Origin of the sequence: Mucilaginibacter lacusdianchii, from assembly GCF_009770985.1 — a bacterium.
GTDB classification, from domain to species: domain Bacteria; phylum Bacteroidota; class Bacteroidia; order Sphingobacteriales; family Sphingobacteriaceae; genus Mucilaginibacter; species Mucilaginibacter lacusdianchii.
The window spans coordinates 1,431,731-1,451,096 of record NZ_WSRW01000001.1; the positions used below are offsets into that span (position 1 = coordinate 1,431,731).

The following is a 19,366-nucleotide window of genomic DNA, read 5'->3' on the forward strand; positions in this document are numbered from 1 at the left end:
TTATATGACTTCTAAAGTAATCAGCATCGTACTTGGCGGCGGCCAGGGAACCCGGTTGTTCCCACTTACAGCCACCCGCTCTAAACCGGCTGTGCCTATTGCCGGTAAGTACCGTTTAGTAGATATTCCGATTTCCAACTGCCTTCATGCCGGCATTGAGCGCATTTTTGTATTAACGCAGTTTAACTCGGCATCGTTAAATAAGCACATTAAAAACACCTATCACTTTAGCAGCTTCAGTGATGCTTTTGTAGATATCCTGGCGGCCGAGCAAACGCCATCCAATGTGGGCTGGTTTCAGGGCACGGCCGATGCGGTACGTCAGAGCTTGCATCACCTCGCGGTACATGATTTTGAATATGTATTGATCCTGTCGGGCGACCAACTGTATCAAATGGATTTTCAGGAAATGATACAGGAACATATAGACCGTGGTGCAGATATCTCTATTGCTACCATACCTGTACATGCTGATGATGTACCCGGCTTTGGTATTTTGCAAACCAGCGAAGATAAATACATTACCGACTTTGTTGAAAAACCTAAAACCAATTTTGGGCATCTGGCATCAGAGGTAAGTGAGGAAATGGCCGCAGCCGGCAGGGTGTACCTGGCTTCAATGGGTATATACATCTTTAACCGTAAAACACTGTATGAGTTACTGCAAGGTAATGATTACCCCGATTTTGGTAAAGAGATTATCCCGCAGTCTATCAAAACCCACAAAGTGCTGAGCTACCAGTATGAAGGTTACTGGACAGATATTGGTACTATCCCATCATTTTTTGAGGCCAACATCGGTTTAACAGATGATATTCCGCAGTTTAACCTGTTTGGTAAACATCATATTTATACCCGTGCGCGTATGTTGCCGCCATCTAAAATATCAGGTACATTATTAGAGCATGCTATAATTTCTGACGGTTGTATCATTAACGCCAGCAAAATTACGCGCTCTATTATAGGCATCCGTACCCGTATTGGCTTTGATACCGAAATAAACAATTGCTATGTTATGGGAGGCGATAACTACCAAACACTGGAGCAGATTGAAGAAGCCAAAGTAGCTAACACGCCTATTATGGGTATTGGCGACCGCTGCTGCATCAAAAATGCAATTCTGGATAAGAATTGCTACATCGGTAACGACGTAACTATTAACTGCGGCGGTAAGCTAGACGATGGCGATTACGGTGCTTACACTGTGCAGGATGGTGTCGTGGTAGTTAAAAAAAGAGCAGTGATTCCGAACGGGACGGTAATATAATTTCGTTTAGCGAAACAAAGGGCTGTTGTGTACTGTTGCTAAGTTACTACTAAACAACAAATTAAACAGCCATGAAAAAAGTACTTTGTATGATTGCATTAGGTGCAATCTCTTTTGGAAGCGCATTTGCGTATGGTAATCCAGGCATGGTAAAATCAGCAACTATGCAGACAGATACCGTTAAAAAAATGAAAAAGAAAAACGGTAAAATGAAAACTAAAAAGAAGACTACCAAAAGTGACACTACTTCTACAACACCAGGTAAGTAGTTTCTAGTAGTTTATTAAAGAAAAACGCCTCTGATAATTTATCAGAGGCGTTTTTCTTTTTTTATGGTTAATTATAGTTCTATGCTTTCGCCAATAGCAGGCAGTTTTAAATTTAAACCTGCTTGTTCAAATTTATGAACTGCCTCAGCTTTATCAATTTTAATTACCGGGAAGGTATCGTAATGTACGCCAACTACGTTTTTGCAGCCTACAAAATCGGCCGCTTTTACAGCGTCATCAATACCCATGGTGTAGTTATCGCCAATAGGTAAAATAGCCCAATCCAGGTTCTCATCGGCTAATAACTTCATATCGTAAGTTAAAGCGGTATCGCCGGCAAAATATACTTTTTTACCTTCTGCATAAATTACAAAGCCTGCCGGTACACCGCCGTAGCTGCCATCAGGCATCGAGCTGGAGTGCAGGGCATATACCATTTTTACTTTGCCAAAATCAAAAGTGAAGCTGCCGCCAATATTCATACCATGTGCATCGGCCACACCTTTACCACCTAACCAGCCAGCAATTTCGGCAATGCAGATCACTTTAGCGCCGCTGTTTTGCTGAATAGGCAGCAAATCGGCAATATGATCGCCATGTCCGTGCGATACCAGGATATAATCAGGTTTCAGGCTGTTTACATCAATGTGTTTAGCCAGTTCGTTTGGAGTAATAAACGGATCAAACAGCAGCGTTTTACCGCCAGTCTGAATTTCTACCGTTGAATGTCCGTAATAAGTCAGTTTCATAAGTATTGAATCAGTTTAATGTTGTGGAGCCAAAGGTAGTATGCGGCATAGCAAACTATTGTCATAACACCTTAATATGCCACAACTGTATATGTAACTTTTTACTTGCCAAACATGTCGCCCAAAGCGCCTAAATCGCCAAACATATTTTTGGTCATGGCGGCCATTTCGGTTTGGTTGATATTGTCGGCTTGCTGCATCGCTTTGTTTACCGCTACTACTAAAAGTTCTTCCAGCTCTTCGCGGTCGGCTTCTTTATAAAAGCTTTCTTCAATGGATACCGATTGTAATACCTTGTTGCCATTGGCAGTTACCGTAATTTTACCACCTTCGGCCGTGCCGGTTACGGTGATACCATCCAGGCGTTTTTTCATTTCGCCTGCTTTTTGCTGTGCTTCAAATATTTTATCAAACATGGTTTTATGTTTTAGTTGAGTTGTTATTAATTAAGTAGGTGAATGGTTAAATTGTTGATTGGTTGAAATGCTTTTTGATCAGAGTTAAGTCACCAATAAATATCTATTTACAAATCACCCACTCTCTATTCAACTAATAAACCAGCATTAATCTTCCGCTGTTTCGCCGGTACCATTGTAGGCACCTTTGCGAACTACGGGCATATCCATCATTTTGTATAGCTCGTCCAGGTGCAATAAGCTGCCATTCACTAAATTACCTAACAATACAATGGTTACATCGTTTTTCATATCACGCAAAAATATGTGCCTGAAGCCATGCCACCAACCGGTGTGGTAAACCACTTTTTCGTCTTTATTCTCAAATATACGCCAGCCATAGCCATAGCTAAAGTGACCACGAATAAGCGGCAGCACATGTGAGGTATAAGCCGAGTCTTGCGTGGCAGCTTTAATTAACCGGCCAGCTTTAAGTGCTTGGTCAAATAAGTACAAATCGCCAACGGTGCTATAAATGCCTTTGTCGCCTACCGGTCCATCCAAAAAGTTTTGAGCTACTGAATAGCGCCAGCTGTTGCGATCGTGTCCTACCACATCAACCGGAATTTTTTCATATACGGCTTTGGAATATACGTCGGTATGCGCCATACCTGCGGGCTTGAATACATTCTCTTTCATATACTGGGCATACGGCATGCCTGTCACCTTTTCGATGATAGCGCCCAGTACCATAAAGTTGGAGTTGTTGTATAAAAAGCGAGCGTTGGGTTTGTTAAATGGCGCAGGCTTGTATTGTGCAATCAGGTCCATTACCTGTGCGTTGGTGATACCCTTTCGCTGGTCGAGGTGCTGTTTGCGGTACAGGTCGTCTACAAAGTAAACATAGTTCATCATGCCCGAGCGGTGGGTAAGCAGCAGGCGGATGGTAACACCTTCGTATGGAAAGTTCGGGAAAAAGTCGCGTACATCCTGATCCAGCTTAATTTTGCCGCGCTCCCACAACTGCATAATGGCCGTACCCGTCATGGTTTTGGATACCGATGCCAGTTCAAACCGGGAATTAAGCTGTAAGCTGTCGCGGGTTAAGTAGTTGGCCCAGCCAAATGAGCCTTCATATAAGATTTTGCCCTTTTTAGCGACCAGCACATTGCCATTGAACGCGCTTTTTTTATGCAGGTTGTGCATAAAGGCATCAATTTTTTTGTCGGCATCCTTGGGGTCATATTTCAGAATCTTTTGCGGCTCAAATGGTTTGTCTGATATTTCAACACCTTTACTCTTTTTGTTGTGCGAGCAGGAACTTAGCAAACCGGCCACCAGCACACATCCTAAAATACTTTTATACACTTCCCTCATAAATTGATACTTGCACTAAAACGACCGCGAAAATCAGAAATTATGTAACAGTTAAAAAGTAAAGTGCAAATTATTTTTTGTGATGATTGCCAGCAATACTTAACTTGATTGCCATGAAAAACCTAAAACCTTACTTCTTGTTTTTGAGCTGCTTAATTTTTACGTGCGCAGCCTTTGCTCAATCGGTTGATAGTTTAGTTAAACAGGGTATTAAACTGCATGATGAAGGCAAGTACGCCGATGCTATTGTGAAATATAAAGCAGCTTTACAGATGGACCCCAAGCATGCTACGGCTAACTATGAACTGGCTTACTCACTTTATAGCAATAACCAGGCGCAGGAGGCAATGCCTTATCTGCAAAAAATTATCAAATCCGACCATCCTATGCCAGGGGCCTATGAAATGATGGGTAATATTTATGATGACGGCCAGCAACCCGACAAAGCGATAGAAATGTATTTGGCGGGCATTAAGGTTGATCCCAATTATCAGCGACTGCATTACAACTTGGGTATTGCTTATCACCGGCAAAAAAAGTTTGCTGCTGCCGAACAAGAAGCAATTGCAGCTATAAAGCTTAATCCGGCGCATGCCAGCAGCCAAAGATTATACGGCCTAGCTTGTTACGATCAGCATAAGGATATACAAGCGGTTATGGGGTTCTGTAGTTTTTTAATGATTGAACCAAACACAGAAAGATCAAAACAGGCATTCGACTTTGTTCAACAAATCATTAATTCAAAAACTGCTAAAACCGGCGAAAAGAGTATGAATGTTTTTGTAAATACGCAAAAAACCGGTGACGAGCAGATGGATGCCGCCGAAATGGCTATATCTATATCAGCTGCTGCCAGTAGTTTAGATATCAATAAGAATAAAACACCGGTTGAGCAGCTTAACGGGCAACTTAAAAGCATATTTGGTATTGTAGGCGAGCTATCGGGTAAAAAGAAGACAAAAGATTTTTTCTGGACGTATTATGCCGACTACTTTTATAAGCTATCACAAAGTGAGGTAATGCCGGCTTTTACACACTACATCAGCCTTGCATCTTACAAAGACGAAAGCCTAGCTTGGTTTAAGCAAAATGATAAAGCAGTTGATGAACTGGATGCCTGGGTTAAAATCAATCCGCATGTTGTGGCATCTAACTAATACCGTGGTAAGCAATAAATTAATTGGAGGTGAGTAACAGTGCATATACCGGTAAACAGTATTTTAGCCTTTGTAAGAAATTTAATACTGGTACCCGCAACCAGCACACTTTACAATAATAAACCTATGCGTACAACATTTAAATATATACTTGTACTGCTGGCTATAGCCGGCGGAATGCACTTAACATCCCAAGCGCAAACCGCTAAACTGTGGAACAATAAACAATGTGCCGTGGTGCTTACTTATGATGATGCCATTGATGCCGATCTGGATAATGTTATCCCGGCGTTAGATTCATTAAAGCTAAAAGGCACTTTCTATATCATTGGCTCATCATCCGTAGTAAATAACCGGCTGGAAGAATGGCGCAAGGCTGCCCACAAAGGGCATGAGCTGGGTAACCATGCTTTGTTTCACCCGTGCGATGGCAGCTTGCCGGGCCGCAGCTTTGTATCGCCCGACCATGATTTGAGTAAATATACTGTTGGTAGGGCTGTTGACGAAATACGCATAAACAATGTGTTGCTAAAAGCTATAGACGGTAAAAACCGCCGCACCTTTGCTTACCCCTGCGGTGATCTGAAAATTGGCGATGAATACTTTTATACCCAGCTGCGCAAAGATTTTGCAGGAGCCCGTGGCGTAGGGGCTGGTTTGCAAACGGCTGCACAGGTAAATTTGGATAATATTGATTGTTATTACATTCAAGACCAACCGGCTAAGTACATGATTGATTTGGTGAAGAAAGCGATGCAAAGCCAAACACTGCTGGTGTTTTTGTTTCATGGTGTAGGTGGTGGGCATAGCATTAATGAGGGGCTTGGTGAGCACAGCCAGCTGTTACACTTTCTAAAGCAAAATGAAAAAAATATTTGGATTGCACCCATGGTAGACGTTGCAGAATATATCGCGAAGGAGCAAAGCAAAGGAAGATAATATTACTCTACATAAACTTAGGCTATACCCTGTCTTTATAAATGACAGGGTATTTTTTTGTTACAATATTATCAGTATAGAAGTAATAATGAGGTGATTATTAATAGATATATCATAATAGTAACTATATCATTAAATCAATGGTTAAAAAATAGTTTGAAATGAGAAAATATGCATAACAAAGTGTGCTAGCTATCGTAATAGGCTGTATTATTGAAGTAGATACATCCCCGTTAATAATATATTGATTAAGCTGAACATGAAATTCCCTTTGTTTAAGTTGCTATGCCTGGTGTTTTTGTTGTCTATATTTAAATCATTTGCGCAATCATCGGGCATGCCTGCATACAATCATTTATCGCTGCAATTACAGGTGGGCACTCAAGGGGTAGGCGGCGATTTACGTTATGGATCAGACAAACGTTTTTCGGCACGTGCAGGCGTTAGTTTTATACCCGTTAAAGTGAATAACGTTTTTTCCTTTTCAGGTTTTGATGGTAGCACCAATGCCTCGGTTAAATTTTCGAACGTACACCTGCTGGCCGATTTTGTTCCTTTTAAGCAGGCCCGTGGTTTTAGACTAGTAGGCGGTGCCGCTTACCTGTATCATGCGCAAGGCGGCATGGAATTTTTACCTACCGGCGATTATAAGTTTGGCAATTATACCGTTACGGCTGATGATTTGGGTAAACTGAATATGGATATCAGCTGGAAAGGTGTAGCGCCTTATTTGGGCATAGGCTTGTTCAAAAGTTTTCCGAATCGGTTATTTAATATAAATCTGGATTTGGGTACTTATTACCTGTCGCAGCCCAGCTCGCATATTGTGGGTACCAATCTGTTGTCGGATAATAACCAGTTAGAGCCGCAACTTAATAGCAATATCAAAAGTTATCGCTGGTTGCCTGTGCTGCAAGTCAACTTCAATTTTAAGCTTCAATAACTTCCCGTTCCCCTATTAATAACATTGATATGAAATACTTTTCAAAAAAGGTAATTGCTGCTGTAATGGCTGGTGCGTTTTTGCTACCGGGCATCAACGCTTGTAAAAAGCCTACCGATAACATAAACCTGATTGTGAACACCAGTTCATTGTCAAAAGCGCCTACGTTGGTACGCTTTGTAAATGCGAATGCCAGCAGCAACACCAGCCTGCCAGCCAACATTACAGTAAGTGTTAACGGCACCGGTGCCGGCTTGGTACAGGTAGATGGCGGCGGCACCAACTTTACAGCAGTTAATGGTTTATTACCATTAAGTTTAATTAAAGCAGCCAACCCAAGTGTCAGCAATCCGGTTACGTTTACGTTGTATGCGTCGGTAGCGGGCTATGTACCGGTTTCTAAAACCATTACGTTAACCGGTAATACCGTATCCAATGTGGTTATTGCGCTAAATGAGTATGCTAATCCTGCTAATGGTACAGCCGCTGTGGTTAAAACCACTACCGGTAACAGCCAAACCGTAACGGTAAGTACAACCACCAACGCTACTACTACCGAAAGCAGCAACATCAGCATCCCGGCAGGTACGCAATATAAAGATGGTAACGGTGCTATCATTAATTCTACCCAGCTAAAATCCAACGTAGTGTATTTTGGTACAGGTAATGCGCCGGCTTATAGTGCGTTTCCGGGAGATTTTAATGCTGCCAATGCTATTGGGCCCAACGGTCAAAAACTGGCGGTGGGCAGCTCATTTGTAACCGCCGGATTACTGTCTATTACCATGACCGCCGGAAACAGTACCGTAAAAGGCTTTTCTAAACCGGTTACCGTGAGTATGGAGATTAACCGTAATCTCATTAACCCGCAAACTCACCAGTTGGTGAAGGCCGGAGATGCCATCCCCATTTGGAGCTTGAACGAGCAAACCGGTCAGTGGACTTATGAAAGCACACAAAACATTACTGCAAAAGGAAATAATAAACTGGAAGTAAGCTTCCCGATTACACACCTATCGGCCTGGAGTGCTAATTGGAGCGTTACAGCCTGTTCGTCAACTTTGAACGTTGCGCTGCGTGTGCCAAACACTACTACCACCTTAGAGGGCGATTACATGATTGCCTTAGCAACCACAAATAATCAACCAGTAAGTTCAGTAAACGTAAGTCAGATTAAAGACGGACTGATTACGAATTTGACCAGCATTCCGGCAGATGCCGGCGATGTGAAAGTGCTGGTTTACTCGCGCAACAATGGCGCTTTAACCAAAATTGGCGAAACAACTGCTTTTAATGCCTGCAGTCAAGGTTCGGTTGAGGTGACTGTAAACGCACAGCCGGTGCCCGATTATGTTAAAACCAATATTAAAGTTACCGCTAAATGTACCAACAAGCAGGTAGTGGCTTACCCCAGCGCCTGGCTTACTTTAAAAGATGCAACCACCGGCGTTGCCACCAATGTTTACATGGCCGATGGTACAGCCACTGCCAACTTAATTGACGGGCACAGCTATAGTATTACCACCACCTATTCAGGCAAAACATACAATTCTGCTGCATTTAAGCTGGATAAATCGGCAGGGGTAACTATTCCCGCAGTAAACGGCCTGAGCGGTACGGCTAATTTTAATAATACCACTAATAGCATTGATGTGAATGCCGAATTTGTGCTGACGGATTGTAATTGATAGGGTTAAATAATTTTTGATGGAAAAGCTGGGCCTTGTGGTCCGGCTTTTTGCGTAATGATTAGCATTGTCAAATGGCTATATTTGTAAAACTAAATCTTATAAAATGAAATTGCTTAAGTTCTATGTAGCTAGTGTATTGCTCGTACTTTCTGTTAATTCTAGCTATAGTCAAAGTACAACTGATTTTACTACACCACAGGAAGTTATACAGAAAGCCATTGAAGTAATGGGTGGCAAAGAATATTTGGAAAGTATATCAACTCTGTACACCGACTCCAAAACCATACTTCAGGGACATGATGTAAATTATGTAATTAAAGAGATGGCTCCCAATAAAGGATCTTTTGAGATTGTATATAACCAGCATATTATGTTCGGTTCCTATTTTAATGGGAAAACAGGATACCAAGTAAGTGGCAGTAAAAAGTCAAAAGAGAGTGCGGATGTATACAAGGACAAGAAGTACAAGAAGCACATTTTTAATGAACTAGATTATCTGAATCCCGAATTATGGAAGCTTCAGTTAATTGGACAGGAAGCCGTGAACGGTGATGCTTGTTATAAAATTAAAGCTGTACTAGCGTCAGGTACAACTGAAATTCTCTATTATAGTAAGAAAATGGGCCTTTTGCTAAAAGATGAAAAATTGGTTAGTCAAGAAGAAAGAAGATACAATGCGGCAATGTTTTCGGAATTCAAACAGTTCGGTAAGCTGTTTTATCATTCAGTAGAGACATTCATCAATGATGGGGTACCTCAGCAAATGAAGATTGAGAAGTTACTTGTAAATGAAAACGTAAGTGAAAGTGATTTTGAGATACAATAATATATGTGTTCACCATCAATATTTTTATAGTCTTGTTATTAACATTGTGTTTTTATTTTACTGTAACTATTTCCTCACATCCAAAAACTCTTCACTCTTACCTCTTGATTCTTCATGCGAATAACTAACTTTGCCGCTGCAAAAAATACATCAAACGTATGAGTTTCAGAACCGAACATGACACCATGGGCGCGGTACAAGTACCGGCCGATAAATACTGGGGTGCACAAACCGAGCGCTCACGCAACAATTTTAAAATTGGTCCGGAAGCATCTATGCCCAAAGAAATTATTGCGGCTTTTGCTTACCTGAAAAAGGCTGCTGCCTATACCAATACCGATTTAGGCGTAATACCTGCCGAAAAACGCGATCTGATTGCACAGGTGTGCGACGAAATTTTAGCCGGTCAGCTGGATAGCGAGTTTCCGCTGGTGATCTGGCAAACCGGTTCGGGAACCCAATCTAACATGAACGTAAACGAGGTGGTGGCCAACCGTGCACACGTACTGCAAGGCAACACCTTGGGCGAAGGCAAAACCTTCATCCACCCGAATGATGATGTAAACAAATCACAATCATCAAACGATACTTACCCTACGGCTATGCACATCGCTGCTTACAAAATCCTGATGGATGTAACCATCCCAGGTGTAGAAAAGCTGCGCGATTCATTAAAACGCAAATCAGAAGCGTTTAAAGATGTGGTAAAAATTGGTCGTACCCACTTAATGGATGCTACGCCTTTAACTTTAGGTCAGGAATTTTCGGGCTATGTATCACAGCTGGATCATGGTTTACGTGCTTTGCGCAACACTTTGGCTCACTTATCTGAGTTGGCTTTAGGTGGTACTGCAGTTGGTACCGGTATCAATACCCCTAAAGGTTATGATGTAAAAGTAGCCGAGTACATTGCTCAATTTACAGGCTTGCCATTCATCACTGCCGAAAATAAATTTGAGGCCCTGGCTGCGCATGATGCCATTGTAGAAAGCCACGGCGCGTTAAAGCAAATTGCTGTGTCGTTAATGAAAATTGCCAACGATATCCGTATGCTGGCTTCTGGTCCGCGTTCTGGTATCGGCGAAATTCATATTCCGGATAATGAGCCGGGTTCATCAATTATGCCGGGTAAAGTTAACCCAACCCAAAACGAGGCGGTTACTATGGTGGCTGCTCAGGTAATGGGTAACGATGTCGCTATTTCTATCGGCGGATCAAACGGCCATTACGAGCTGAACGTATTTAAACCGGTAATGGCAGCCAACTTCCTGCAATCGGCCCGTTTAATTGGTGATGCTTGCGTGTCATTTACCGACCATTGTTCAGATGGAATCGAGCCAAATTATGAGGGTATCAAAAAGCACCTGGAAAACTCCCTGATGCTGGTAACCGCACTTAACCCACATATTGGTTACGAAAACGCAGCTAAAATTGCAAAAACCGCGTTGAAAGAAGGTTTATCCTTACGTGAAGCTGCCCTAAAACTGGAACTGCTAACTAACGAGCAATTTGACCAGTGGGTACGCCCTGAAGATATGATCGGAAGTTTAAAATAAAAACGGCTGATTCACTAATAAATCCTCCCCCGCAAGGGGAGGACTTTTTTGTTTATATGCAGATGAAACTTTCCGCTCTTAATTATATATCACTCCTGTTTATCTTGGTTCTTGGCACCTGGCTCTTGGCTCTATCATCATGTAGTCCCAATTCTAATTTACAGGGCAAAGGGCAGGATTATTTGCAGGGCGAGTGGGAACAGCGTCAAGAGGCTGTACACAGCAAGTTGCTTAATTATACCCTGTACCATTATAAGTTCACCTGCGATTCTTTTTATGTTACGCTGCAATCGTTCAGCAAAGTAAATTATGGTGCAGATACCTGCATGAACAAGGGCCACTGGGTAGAATATGCCAAAGGCCGTTATGAGCAACAGCACGATACGCTGATGGTAAAAGGCTTTTTTTGTGATTCTAAATTTAAGATTAGAAATGAAGGCGGCTGCTTTCGTGTAGGTGTGTACGAGGAGCTTTTTAAAGTAACTAACCATACCGACACCAGCGTTCAAATTCGCAACACGGCCGACGTATTGCCTATCAATCTGCATTTAATGAAAAGGATTACCTGTAATCCAAAACCCCTATAAACTTTTTTATGAAAGCTAATTTTTTTAAGAAACTATTGTTGGGTGCTGTAATGTTATACGCACCCCTGCAAAGCATGGCCTGGGGCGATAAAGGTCACCGCATTTGCGGCCAGATTGCCGACAGTTACTTAACCCCTAAAGCCCGCAAGGCCGTACAAGCTATTTTAGGTAACGAATCGGTTGCCATGACCAGTACCTGGGCCGATTTTATTAAATCGGACCCTAACTACAATTACCTGTACAACTGGCATTTTGTTGATTTTGACAAGCCATTTGCAAACCTTTCTGAAATGCAGTCTTTTTTAAAGCAGGATACTTCGGTAGATGCTTATACCAAGCTGCAGATGATGATTGCTGAGCTGAAAAAGCCGAATCTGCCTAAAGATAAAAAGTTGCTTTACCTGCGCATGGTTATTCACGTGGTTGAAGATATTCATCAACCCATGCATACTGCCCACACCGATGATAAAGGCGGTAATGATTTAAAAGTGATGTGGTTCAAAGAAGAATCGAACATGCACTCGGTTTGGGATAGTAAGCTGATTGAGTTCCAGAACCTGAGCTACACAGAGTACGCAAACTGGATTAATCATACTACTGCCGAACAACGCGCATTATGGCAAAAAGAACCCATGAGCCAATGGCTGTTCGAAAGCCAGCAGCTAGCCGAAAAGATATACGCTGGCACCAAAGCCGGAGATACCTTGAATTATAAGTATAACTTTAAATACGTAGATACCTTGAACCGTCAGCTGTTGAAAGCTGGTGTGCGTTTGGCTGGTGTGTTAAATCAGATTTTTGGATAGTCTTTTTAGAATATAAATATTGTCATTGCGAGCGACAGCGTGGCAATCCCTTCGCTAATTATTTAACGCAAGGAGATTTCCACGTCGCTATCGCTCCTCGCAATGACAATATTTACTTAAGCCATATCAATACAATGAAACTTTTAATGGTTTGCCTCGGCAACATATGCCGTTCGCCATTGGCCGAGGGCATTATGCAACACCAGGCGCAGCAAAGCGGCCTCGATTGGGATGTTGATTCGGCCGGAACCGGTAACTGGCATATTGGCGAGGGGCCCGATCATCGGTCTGTTCGTACCGCCCGGCAGTTTGGTATCGATATCAGCAAGCAGGTATGCCGTCAGTTTGAGGTAAGCGATTTTGACGAGTTTGACCTGATACTGGTGATGGATAAAAACAACCTGAGCGATGTATTGGCCCAGTCCCGCAACGAGCAAGATGCTGCCAAAGTACGCATGCTGCTTAACGATAAAGAAGTACCCGACCCATATTACGACAACACGCAGTTCGAACCTGTATTCAAGTTAATTGAAGGTGGTTGCAAGGATATTATAAATGAATACAAATAAAAAAAGGCCGGTGTAAAACCGGCCTTTTTTTATTTCTCTGCTAACAAATCATCTGTCAGCTTTTCAAATGTTTCTACAAATTCTGTGTAATAATTGCCGGTACCCGGTCCGCTAAAGCCGGTGTATATTTTTCGTACATCTCCTTTTTTATCAATGATGATGGTAGTTGGGAAAGCCAAAAAATTGTTCAGCATGGGTAGGCTTTTAGCAGTCTCCTTTTTGTTGTTGGTATAGCCGGTAATCAACAATGGGTATGGAATATTAAAATGATTTTTTTCCTGCATTACAGCTTTTTGCGATTTGGCAAAATCGGCGGTGCGCTCATAAGCCAAACCCATTACTTCGACGCCACGTTTGTGGTACTTTTTGTAGTAGTTCACTAAAAAAGCGGTTTCGTCCATACAGTTAGGGCACCATGATCCCATTACTTGTAATATCACCACTTTATTCTTGAAGCGCGAATCGCCGAGTGATACCTTCTGGCCATTTAAATCAGGAAAGCTAAAGTCAATTTTAGAGTAACCGGGTTTTAAGGCTGTTAATGAAAACGCATCAGGCAATTTAGCGGCCGCATCTTTAACGGCTGTCCACGGGGTGCCGCCAAAAGTTCCCTCGGTTAAGTGATTTGCATCTGTTAAAGTAGCTGTAAATAAAAAGGCATGACCGCCATCAAAGCAAGACAAGTAAAGCTTATTGCCGCTTACTGTGCCGTCCAGGTAGCGGTAGTCGCCTGTGGTGGTTAAAAACGTACCGGTAACCCGGTTGCCGTTTTGTTTAAACTCACCTACAGTCGTATCACGGTCTGTCCCTTCACCAAACACGGCCGACCATCGGCCCGATATATCATAAGCCGGTTTTTCGGGTGAAGCAAAAAAGCGGTAACCCGCGCCATGCTGGGCTGTAAAAGCGTAAGCCACATCTCGTTCGCCCAAATGTCTTACCCATTGACCGGTTAGTTGCTTGCTTTGCTGTTTTAATCTAAACTCCGAATCAAACAAAGGCATTTTAATAAATACCGAATCGCCAGTTGTTCTAACGTCTGTTACTTTAAAACGTTCGCCGGCATTGATGATAGTCATTTGTTGACGACCGGCAGTATCTTTAATTTCGAAATTGAAAGGCAAATCGGCACCTGAGGCGGTATTTAAAATGCCCCGCCAAACGCCGGTGGATAGCTTGCTTTGTGCAGTTGCTGTTAATGCTGTTACAAAAAATATAAAAGCTAAATAAAGTATCTTTTTCATGTTCGTGATATACAAAGCAAAGAAAATAAAAATACTCTACAAAAACAGTATACTTTATAGGGTATGACAATAGGGTGAGTGAAAAGCGAAAATTTGGGCACAAAAAAAGAGAGCTCTTTTGAAGCTCCCTTTCCCCTAATTAATTTAAACTATTGATTAAACCCAAAACAAAGAACAAATTCATCTCAGCTTGGGTGCCTGAGAATTCTCATTAAAGTTGTAACATAGGTAGATGTTACTTTTTATGTTTTTCAATTCAGATGCAGAGTCGTAATGATATATACAAAAGTAAAGCCACAAATTTGTTAGGGCCAAAAATGATAGTTATTCCGGATCAGTAACTCAAAATTTATTACTTTTAACATTCAGTACGCAATGCTTCTATTATATTAGTAAAACATTTTACTTAATAAATAAAGGTATTGATAATTCAGCAGAAAAGGCCTTATTTGAGTTGTTTTGCATGTTTTTAACTTAGTAAGCTAGTTTCAATATCTTTTACATTAAGTTATGAAGTAAAAGATTTTTTTGTTATAAACATCTGATAATAAGATTTTTACTAATTTTTTGTTGACTTGATGTCAGTTACTGAATAAAAGTTTGAAAAAGCAGTTACACATCAAATCTCGTGTTGTACCAAAAAACAAACAAATCCACTTAAATAGACACACTGTAAAAAATACTGTACATTAAATAATACATTGCCTAAAATTCTATGCAAAATTTAAGCTTACGCCAATGGGCATTTACCGGCTGGGCCGCAACACTAATGCTGGCTGCCTGCCATAATGAAAATAAAAATTATGCTGCGCACGATGCCATTATCAAAAACATAGATTCTGCCGTTAAGCCGGGAGATGACTTTTTTCAATACGCTGAGGGCGGCTGGCTCAAAAAAAATCCAATACCCGCTGCCTACTCCAGTTGGGGTATCGGCAACGTGGTTAAAGAAGAGCTGCGCGATCAGTTAAAGAAAATAAACGAAGATGCCTTAAAGGCAAATGCTGCAAAAGGAAGCAATACACAAAAGATAGGCGATTTTTATTACACAGGTATGGATAGCGCCCGTATCGAAAAACAGGGCTTGCAACCTTTACAACCTGAGCTGGCGCGTATTGATCAAATTAATAACATTGCTGGTTTGCTGGATGAATTTGCACATCTGGCAACTATTGGCGTAACTACACCAATAGGCACATATGTAGGACAGGATTCTAAAAATAGCTCCAAGCAATTATTACAGCTTTGGCAAACTGGCATCGGATTGCCTAATCGCGATTATTATTTCAATAACGACGAGCTTAGCACTAACGTTCGTAATGATTATCAGCAAAAGCACCTTCCCATCTTTCTAAAACTAGGTGGTGCCTCAGAAGCAGATGCCAAGCTGGCAACCAGCAAAATTTATGCGTTAGAAAAATTTCTGGCCGATAGCTCGCGCAAACTTGAAGATTTGCGCAACCCGTACACCAACTACCATAAGATGCCGGTGGCCGATTTAAGTAAGCTTACACCAGAAATCAATTGGAAAGATTTGTTTGATAAAATGGGCTATAAAGGTGTGGATACCGTTATTGTGGGCCAACCAGAGTATTACCGCGCGGTAAGCAAAGCTTTAAAAACGTACAGTTTGGCTGATTGGAAACAATATCTGCGCAAAAACCTGCTAAACGAAGCCAGCCCTTACTTGAGCAAGCCTTTTGCCGACGAAGAATTTAGATTTAACGGCACTATACTGTCGGGTCGTAAAGAACAACTGCCGCGTTGGAAACGCGTATTGGATGCTGAAAATAACTTGATGGGCGAAGTATTAGGGCAGTTGTTTGTAAAAGAATACTTTCCTGAAAAAACAAAAGAACGTTATGTAAAACTGGTTGAAGAAATGCGCACTGCCTTTAAAGAGCGCATAGCCAAGCTGGATTGGATGACCGAGCCAACCAAGCAAAAAGCTTATAAAAAGCTGTCTACCATCAATCCTAAAGTGGGTTATCCGGATAAATGGAAAGATTTTTCGGAGCTGGAAATTAGCCGGGATGCGTATGTGCTTAACGTTTTCAGGGCAGCCAATTTTTGGCACAAACGTAACGCTGCTAAATTGGGCAAGCCTGTTGACCGTACTGAATGGGAAATGACACCGCAAACTTACAACGCTTATTATAATCCATCTAACAACGAAATTGTATTGCCGGCAGCACAGTTTATGATTCCGGGTGCAAAAGACGAAGACGTGGACGATGCAGTGGTATATGGTTATGCAGCCGCTTCAACCATTGGTCACGAAATGACACACGGCTTTGATGATACTGGCCGGCAGTTTGATGCAGATGGTAACCTAAAAGCCTGGTGGACACCGCAAGATTCGGTTAAGTTTACACAGCATGCACAAGTACTTATCAATCAGTTTAACAATTTTAAAGTTCACGGCCTGAATGTTAATGGTAAAGCTACGCAAGGTGAAAACATTGCCGATTTGGGTGGTATCGTTATTGGGCTAGACGCCTTTAAAAAAACAGAGCAGTATAAAGAAGGGAAAGCTATTAATGGCTTTACACCGCTGCAGCGCTTCTTTTTAGGATATGCACTGGGCTGGTTAGGTCAGCAACGTAAAGAAAACCTGATGAATCAGGTATTAACCAACGAGCATGCTCCTGGCTTTTTACGTGTAAATGGTCCGTTTGCAAATGTGCCTGAATTTTATGAAGCTTTTCATATCAAACCGGGTGATAAAATGTATTTAGCCCCGGATAAACGCGCACGTATCTGGTAGTATTTACCATTTATAATTATAAAGGCCATTCTACTGCAGAATGGCCTTTTGCTTTCTATCAAATCGGTTACAAATTTTTGCATCTATCGGCAAATGCTGATATTAGAAACCGTATTTAAAAACTTGTAGCATCAGCAATTTACATGAAATCAGTTTTAACTAAAAAAATAATGTATGGCAGCGCCGTAGCCTTACTAGGGTTATGCGCTTATCATATTCAAGCCCCTATCAGCGAATCCAACGATCCGGTTTACAAAAACCTGGATCCGTCTGTAAAGCCCGGCGATAATTTTTTTCAGTACGCCAATGGTGGCTGGATTAAAAAAAATCCTATTCCAGGTGCTTACGCCAGCTGGGGTATTGGCAATGTGGTGAGTGAAGAAATTCGCGACCGGCTGAAAAAAATTAACGAAGATGCCGTAAAAGCCAATGCGCCTAAAGGCACTACCACGCAGAAAATCGGCGACTTTTACTACAGCGGCTTAGATACTGTTACCATCGAAAAAGAAGGCATCAATCCTATCAAGTCACAACTGGGCATGATTGACGGAATTAAAAACACGCAGGAATTGTTGCATGTAGCCGCTTACTTAAATACTTATGGTACGCGCAGCTTTATTTCGGCCGGTGTGGGGCAAGATGCTAAGCAAAGCACCAAAATGATACTGCAATTGCGCCAGGGCGGCTTGAGTTTGCCTAACCGCGATTATTATTTTAAAACCGATGCCCGCACTACCCGTGTGCGTAACGATTATACCACTAAGCACTTGCCGGCCATGCTGCGCCTGTCGGGCTGGGATGAGGCCAAAGCAACACAAGGTGCCGAAAGCGTTTTTAAAATAGAAAAGTACCTGGCCGAGAACAACCGCAAGCTGGAAGACCTGCGCGACCCATATCGCAACTACAACAAAATGCCGGTGTCTAAGTTGAACCAGCTAACACCAGATATTAACTGGACGACAGTTTTCAAAGATTTGGAACTGAAAGGCGTTGATTCAGTCATCGTTGGTCAGCCGGAATATTACCAGGCCGTAAACACCGCCTTGAAAACTTTTAGTTTGGACGATTGGAAAGCCTATATGCGTTGGAAGGTAATCAGCAGCAACGCCACATCGTTGAACAAAGCTATCGATGAAGAAAACTTCCGTTTTTCGGGTACCGTGTTATCGGGTCGTAAAGAGCAGTTGCCGCGCTGGAAACGTGTATTGGATACCGAGAATGGTGTGATGGGCGAGTTGCTGGGCCAGCTGTTTGTAAAAGAATATTTTCCATTGAAAGCTAAGCAGCGATATACAGATATGGTAGAGGCTATGCGCCAGGCTTACCGAGAGCATATCAATAAACTGGACTGGATGAGCCCTGAAACCAAGCAAAAAGCATTGGTTAAGCTGAATGCCGTTCATCCGAAAGTCGGTTATCCTGATAAATGGAAAGATTTTTCGACGTTGATGATTGACCGTAAATCGTACGCCGGTAACCTGATCCGCGCACGCCACTGGGCTTACCTAAACAACGTGAACAAACTGGGCAAACCAGTTGACCATGCCGAGTGGAACATGACACCGCAAACTTATAACGCCAGCTATAGCCCGTCAAACAACGAGATTACTTTGCCAGCAGCGCAATTTATTATTCCGGGTGTAAAAGATGAGGATGTGGATGATGCCGTAGTTTATGGTTATGCCGCTGCCTCTACCATTGGTCATGAAATTACACATGGGTTTGATGACCAAGGCCGTCAGTTTGATGCCAAAGGAAACCTGCGTGCTTGGTGGACACCGCAGGATTCGGCCAAGTTTACCCAGCGTGCGCAAATGCTGGTAGAACAATTCAATAATCAAGTAGTGCTGGATAGTTTGCACATAAACGGCAAAGCTACCTTGGGCGAAAACATTGCCGATTTGGGTGGTATTGCCATCGGTATCACTGCGTTCGAAAAAACAAAACAGTACAAAGAAGGCAAAATGATTAATGGCCTTACCCCTATGCAACGTTTCTTTTTAGGCTATGCATTGGGTTGGTTAGGTCATACCCGTAACGAGTCATTGGCTAATCAGATTTTAACCGACGTGCATTCTCCTGGCTTTTTGCGGGTAAATGTGCCTTTTACAGATATCCCCGAATTTTATGAGGCTTTCCACATTCAGCCTGGCGACAAGATGTATGTTGCACCTGAAAAGCGGGTGAAAATTTGGTAAGTTTTTAAACCCAGATTTATGAGTTT

At 42.2% G+C, this 19,366-nt stretch carries 17 protein-coding genes; 13 read left to right on the forward strand and 4 right to left on the reverse strand.

Annotated elements, in window-relative coordinates:
• Nucleotides 1-4 precede the first annotated feature (4 nt).
• Together GPM24_RS06455 and GPM24_RS06460 are read left to right on the forward strand one after the other, a co-directional pair.
• Nucleotides 5-1,267 (forward strand): glucose-1-phosphate adenylyltransferase, encoded by a 1,263-nt coding sequence (locus GPM24_RS06455; protein ID WP_158825895.1) that lies wholly within the window; start codon nucleotides 5-7, stop codon nucleotides 1,265-1,267.
• Nucleotides 1,268-1,338: 71 nt separating this feature from the next.
• Nucleotides 1,339-1,536: a hypothetical protein gene (locus GPM24_RS06460; protein ID WP_158825896.1), complete on the forward strand. Its 198-nt coding sequence runs from the start codon at nucleotides 1,339-1,341 to the stop codon at nucleotides 1,534-1,536.
• A 71-nt stretch (nucleotides 1,537-1,607) separates the two neighbouring features.
• Here the strand turns inward: GPM24_RS06460 and GPM24_RS06465 are convergent, their stop codons facing one another.
• The 3 genes from GPM24_RS06465 to GPM24_RS06475 form a co-directional block, all read right to left on the reverse strand.
• Complete coding sequence (locus tag GPM24_RS06465) at nucleotides 1,608-2,285, reverse strand: metal-dependent hydrolase (protein WP_158825897.1); 678 nt, start codon at nucleotides 2,283-2,285, stop codon at nucleotides 1,608-1,610.
• A gap of 101 nt (nucleotides 2,286-2,386) precedes the next feature.
• A complete protein-coding gene (locus GPM24_RS06470; RefSeq protein ID WP_158825898.1) occupies nucleotides 2,387-2,701 on the reverse strand; it encodes a YbaB/EbfC family nucleoid-associated protein in 315 nt (104 codons plus the stop codon).
• A gap of 147 nt (nucleotides 2,702-2,848) precedes the next feature.
• The gene (locus GPM24_RS06475; RefSeq protein ID WP_158825899.1) at nucleotides 2,849-4,057 is read right to left on the reverse strand and encodes a serine hydrolase domain-containing protein; all 1,209 of its coding nucleotides are present in this window, start codon (nucleotides 4,055-4,057) and stop codon (nucleotides 2,849-2,851) included.
• Nucleotides 4,058-4,170: 113 nt separating this feature from the next.
• On the opposite strand from GPM24_RS06475, the gene GPM24_RS06480 reads away from it, so the two are divergent.
• The 9 genes from GPM24_RS06480 (at nucleotide 4,171) to GPM24_RS06520 (ending at nucleotide 13,131) form a co-directional block, all read left to right on the forward strand.
• Nucleotides 4,171-5,214, forward strand: coding sequence for a tetratricopeptide repeat protein (locus tag GPM24_RS06480; RefSeq protein WP_158825900.1), 1,044 nt, complete (start codon nucleotides 4,171-4,173; stop codon nucleotides 5,212-5,214).
• A gap of 126 nt (nucleotides 5,215-5,340) precedes the next feature.
• The gene (locus GPM24_RS06485) at nucleotides 5,341-6,153 is read left to right on the forward strand and encodes a polysaccharide deacetylase family protein (protein ID WP_158825901.1); all 813 of its coding nucleotides are present in this window, start codon (nucleotides 5,341-5,343) and stop codon (nucleotides 6,151-6,153) included.
• A gap of 259 nt (nucleotides 6,154-6,412) precedes the next feature.
• On the forward strand, nucleotides 6,413-7,096 hold the full coding sequence (locus tag GPM24_RS06490; protein WP_233268746.1) for a hypothetical protein: 684 nt from the start codon (nucleotides 6,413-6,415) through the stop codon (nucleotides 7,094-7,096).
• A gap of 29 nt (nucleotides 7,097-7,125) precedes the next feature.
• Nucleotides 7,126-8,784, forward strand: coding sequence for a hypothetical protein (locus tag GPM24_RS06495; protein ID WP_158825902.1), 1,659 nt, complete (start codon nucleotides 7,126-7,128; stop codon nucleotides 8,782-8,784).
• A 106-nt stretch (nucleotides 8,785-8,890) separates the two neighbouring features.
• Complete coding sequence (locus GPM24_RS06500) at nucleotides 8,891-9,613, forward strand: hypothetical protein (protein WP_158825903.1); 723 nt, start codon at nucleotides 8,891-8,893, stop codon at nucleotides 9,611-9,613.
• A gap of 158 nt (nucleotides 9,614-9,771) precedes the next feature.
• Entirely contained in the window at nucleotides 9,772-11,169 is a 1,398-nt protein-coding gene (gene fumC / locus GPM24_RS06505) for a class II fumarate hydratase (RefSeq protein ID WP_158825904.1), read from the forward strand.
• A gap of 62 nt (nucleotides 11,170-11,231) precedes the next feature.
• The gene (locus tag GPM24_RS06510) at nucleotides 11,232-11,756 is read left to right on the forward strand and encodes a fumarate hydratase (protein ID WP_158825905.1); all 525 of its coding nucleotides are present in this window, start codon (nucleotides 11,232-11,234) and stop codon (nucleotides 11,754-11,756) included.
• An 8-nt stretch (nucleotides 11,757-11,764) separates the two neighbouring features.
• Nucleotides 11,765-12,562: a S1/P1 nuclease gene (locus tag GPM24_RS06515; protein ID WP_158825906.1), complete on the forward strand. Its 798-nt coding sequence runs from the start codon at nucleotides 11,765-11,767 to the stop codon at nucleotides 12,560-12,562.
• 134 nt (nucleotides 12,563-12,696) lie between these two features.
• Nucleotides 12,697-13,131: a low molecular weight protein-tyrosine-phosphatase gene (locus GPM24_RS06520; protein WP_158825907.1), complete on the forward strand. Its 435-nt coding sequence runs from the start codon at nucleotides 12,697-12,699 to the stop codon at nucleotides 13,129-13,131.
• A 29-nt stretch (nucleotides 13,132-13,160) separates the two neighbouring features.
• Here the strand turns inward: GPM24_RS06520 and GPM24_RS06525 are convergent, their stop codons facing one another.
• On the reverse strand, nucleotides 13,161-14,375 hold the full coding sequence (locus tag GPM24_RS06525; RefSeq protein ID WP_158825908.1) for a peroxiredoxin family protein: 1,215 nt from the start codon (nucleotides 14,373-14,375) through the stop codon (nucleotides 13,161-13,163).
• A gap of 715 nt (nucleotides 14,376-15,090) precedes the next feature.
• Between GPM24_RS06525 and GPM24_RS06530 the strand changes: the two genes are divergently transcribed.
• On the forward strand, nucleotides 15,091-17,142 hold the full coding sequence (locus GPM24_RS06530) for a M13 family metallopeptidase (RefSeq protein ID WP_158825909.1): 2,052 nt from the start codon (nucleotides 15,091-15,093) through the stop codon (nucleotides 17,140-17,142).
• A 143-nt stretch (nucleotides 17,143-17,285) separates the two neighbouring features.
• Nucleotides 17,286-19,340, forward strand: a complete 2,055-nt coding sequence (locus GPM24_RS06535) for a M13 family metallopeptidase (RefSeq protein ID WP_158825910.1) — start codon at nucleotides 17,286-17,288, stop codon at nucleotides 19,338-19,340.
• The last annotated feature ends 26 nt before the right edge of the window (nucleotides 19,341-19,366 follow it).

What these genes read in the sequence shown, in the direction of transcription:
- GPM24_RS06460 (WP_158825896.1), top strand. Translation starts at nt 1,339, where the DNA reads ATGAAAAAAGTACTTTGTATGATTGCATTAGGTGCAATCTCTTTTGGA.
- GPM24_RS06470 (WP_158825898.1), bottom strand. Translation starts at nt 2,701, where the DNA reads ATGTTTGATAAAATATTTGAAGCACAGCAAAAAGCAGGCGAAATGAAA.
- GPM24_RS06475 (WP_158825899.1), bottom strand. Translation starts at nt 4,057, where the DNA reads ATGAGGGAAGTGTATAAAAGTATTTTAGGATGTGTGCTGGTGGCCGGT.
- GPM24_RS06535 (WP_158825910.1), top strand. Translation starts at nt 17,286, where the DNA reads ATGAAATCAGTTTTAACTAAAAAAATAATGTATGGCAGCGCCGTAGCC.
- GPM24_RS06485 (WP_158825901.1), top strand. Translation starts at nt 5,341, where the DNA reads ATGCGTACAACATTTAAATATATACTTGTACTGCTGGCTATAGCCGGC.
- GPM24_RS06490 (WP_233268746.1), top strand. Translation starts at nt 6,413, where the DNA reads ATGAAATTCCCTTTGTTTAAGTTGCTATGCCTGGTGTTTTTGTTGTCT.
- GPM24_RS06520 (WP_158825907.1), top strand. Translation starts at nt 12,697, where the DNA reads ATGAAACTTTTAATGGTTTGCCTCGGCAACATATGCCGTTCGCCATTG.
- GPM24_RS06500 (WP_158825903.1), top strand. Translation starts at nt 8,891, where the DNA reads ATGAAATTGCTTAAGTTCTATGTAGCTAGTGTATTGCTCGTACTTTCT.
- GPM24_RS06455 (WP_158825895.1), top strand. Translation starts at nt 5, where the DNA reads ATGACTTCTAAAGTAATCAGCATCGTACTTGGCGGCGGCCAGGGAACC.
- GPM24_RS06480 (WP_158825900.1), top strand. Translation starts at nt 4,171, where the DNA reads ATGAAAAACCTAAAACCTTACTTCTTGTTTTTGAGCTGCTTAATTTTT.
- GPM24_RS06510 (WP_158825905.1), top strand. Translation starts at nt 11,232, where the DNA reads ATGAAACTTTCCGCTCTTAATTATATATCACTCCTGTTTATCTTGGTT.
- GPM24_RS06465 (WP_158825897.1), bottom strand. Translation starts at nt 2,285, where the DNA reads ATGAAACTGACTTATTACGGACATTCAACGGTAGAAATTCAGACTGGC.
- fumC (WP_158825904.1), top strand. Translation starts at nt 9,772, where the DNA reads ATGAGTTTCAGAACCGAACATGACACCATGGGCGCGGTACAAGTACCG.
- GPM24_RS06515 (WP_158825906.1), top strand. Translation starts at nt 11,765, where the DNA reads ATGAAAGCTAATTTTTTTAAGAAACTATTGTTGGGTGCTGTAATGTTA.
- GPM24_RS06530 (WP_158825909.1), top strand. Translation starts at nt 15,091, where the DNA reads ATGCAAAATTTAAGCTTACGCCAATGGGCATTTACCGGCTGGGCCGCA.
- GPM24_RS06495 (WP_158825902.1), top strand. Translation starts at nt 7,126, where the DNA reads ATGAAATACTTTTCAAAAAAGGTAATTGCTGCTGTAATGGCTGGTGCG.
- GPM24_RS06525 (WP_158825908.1), bottom strand. Translation starts at nt 14,375, where the DNA reads ATGAAAAAGATACTTTATTTAGCTTTTATATTTTTTGTAACAGCATTA.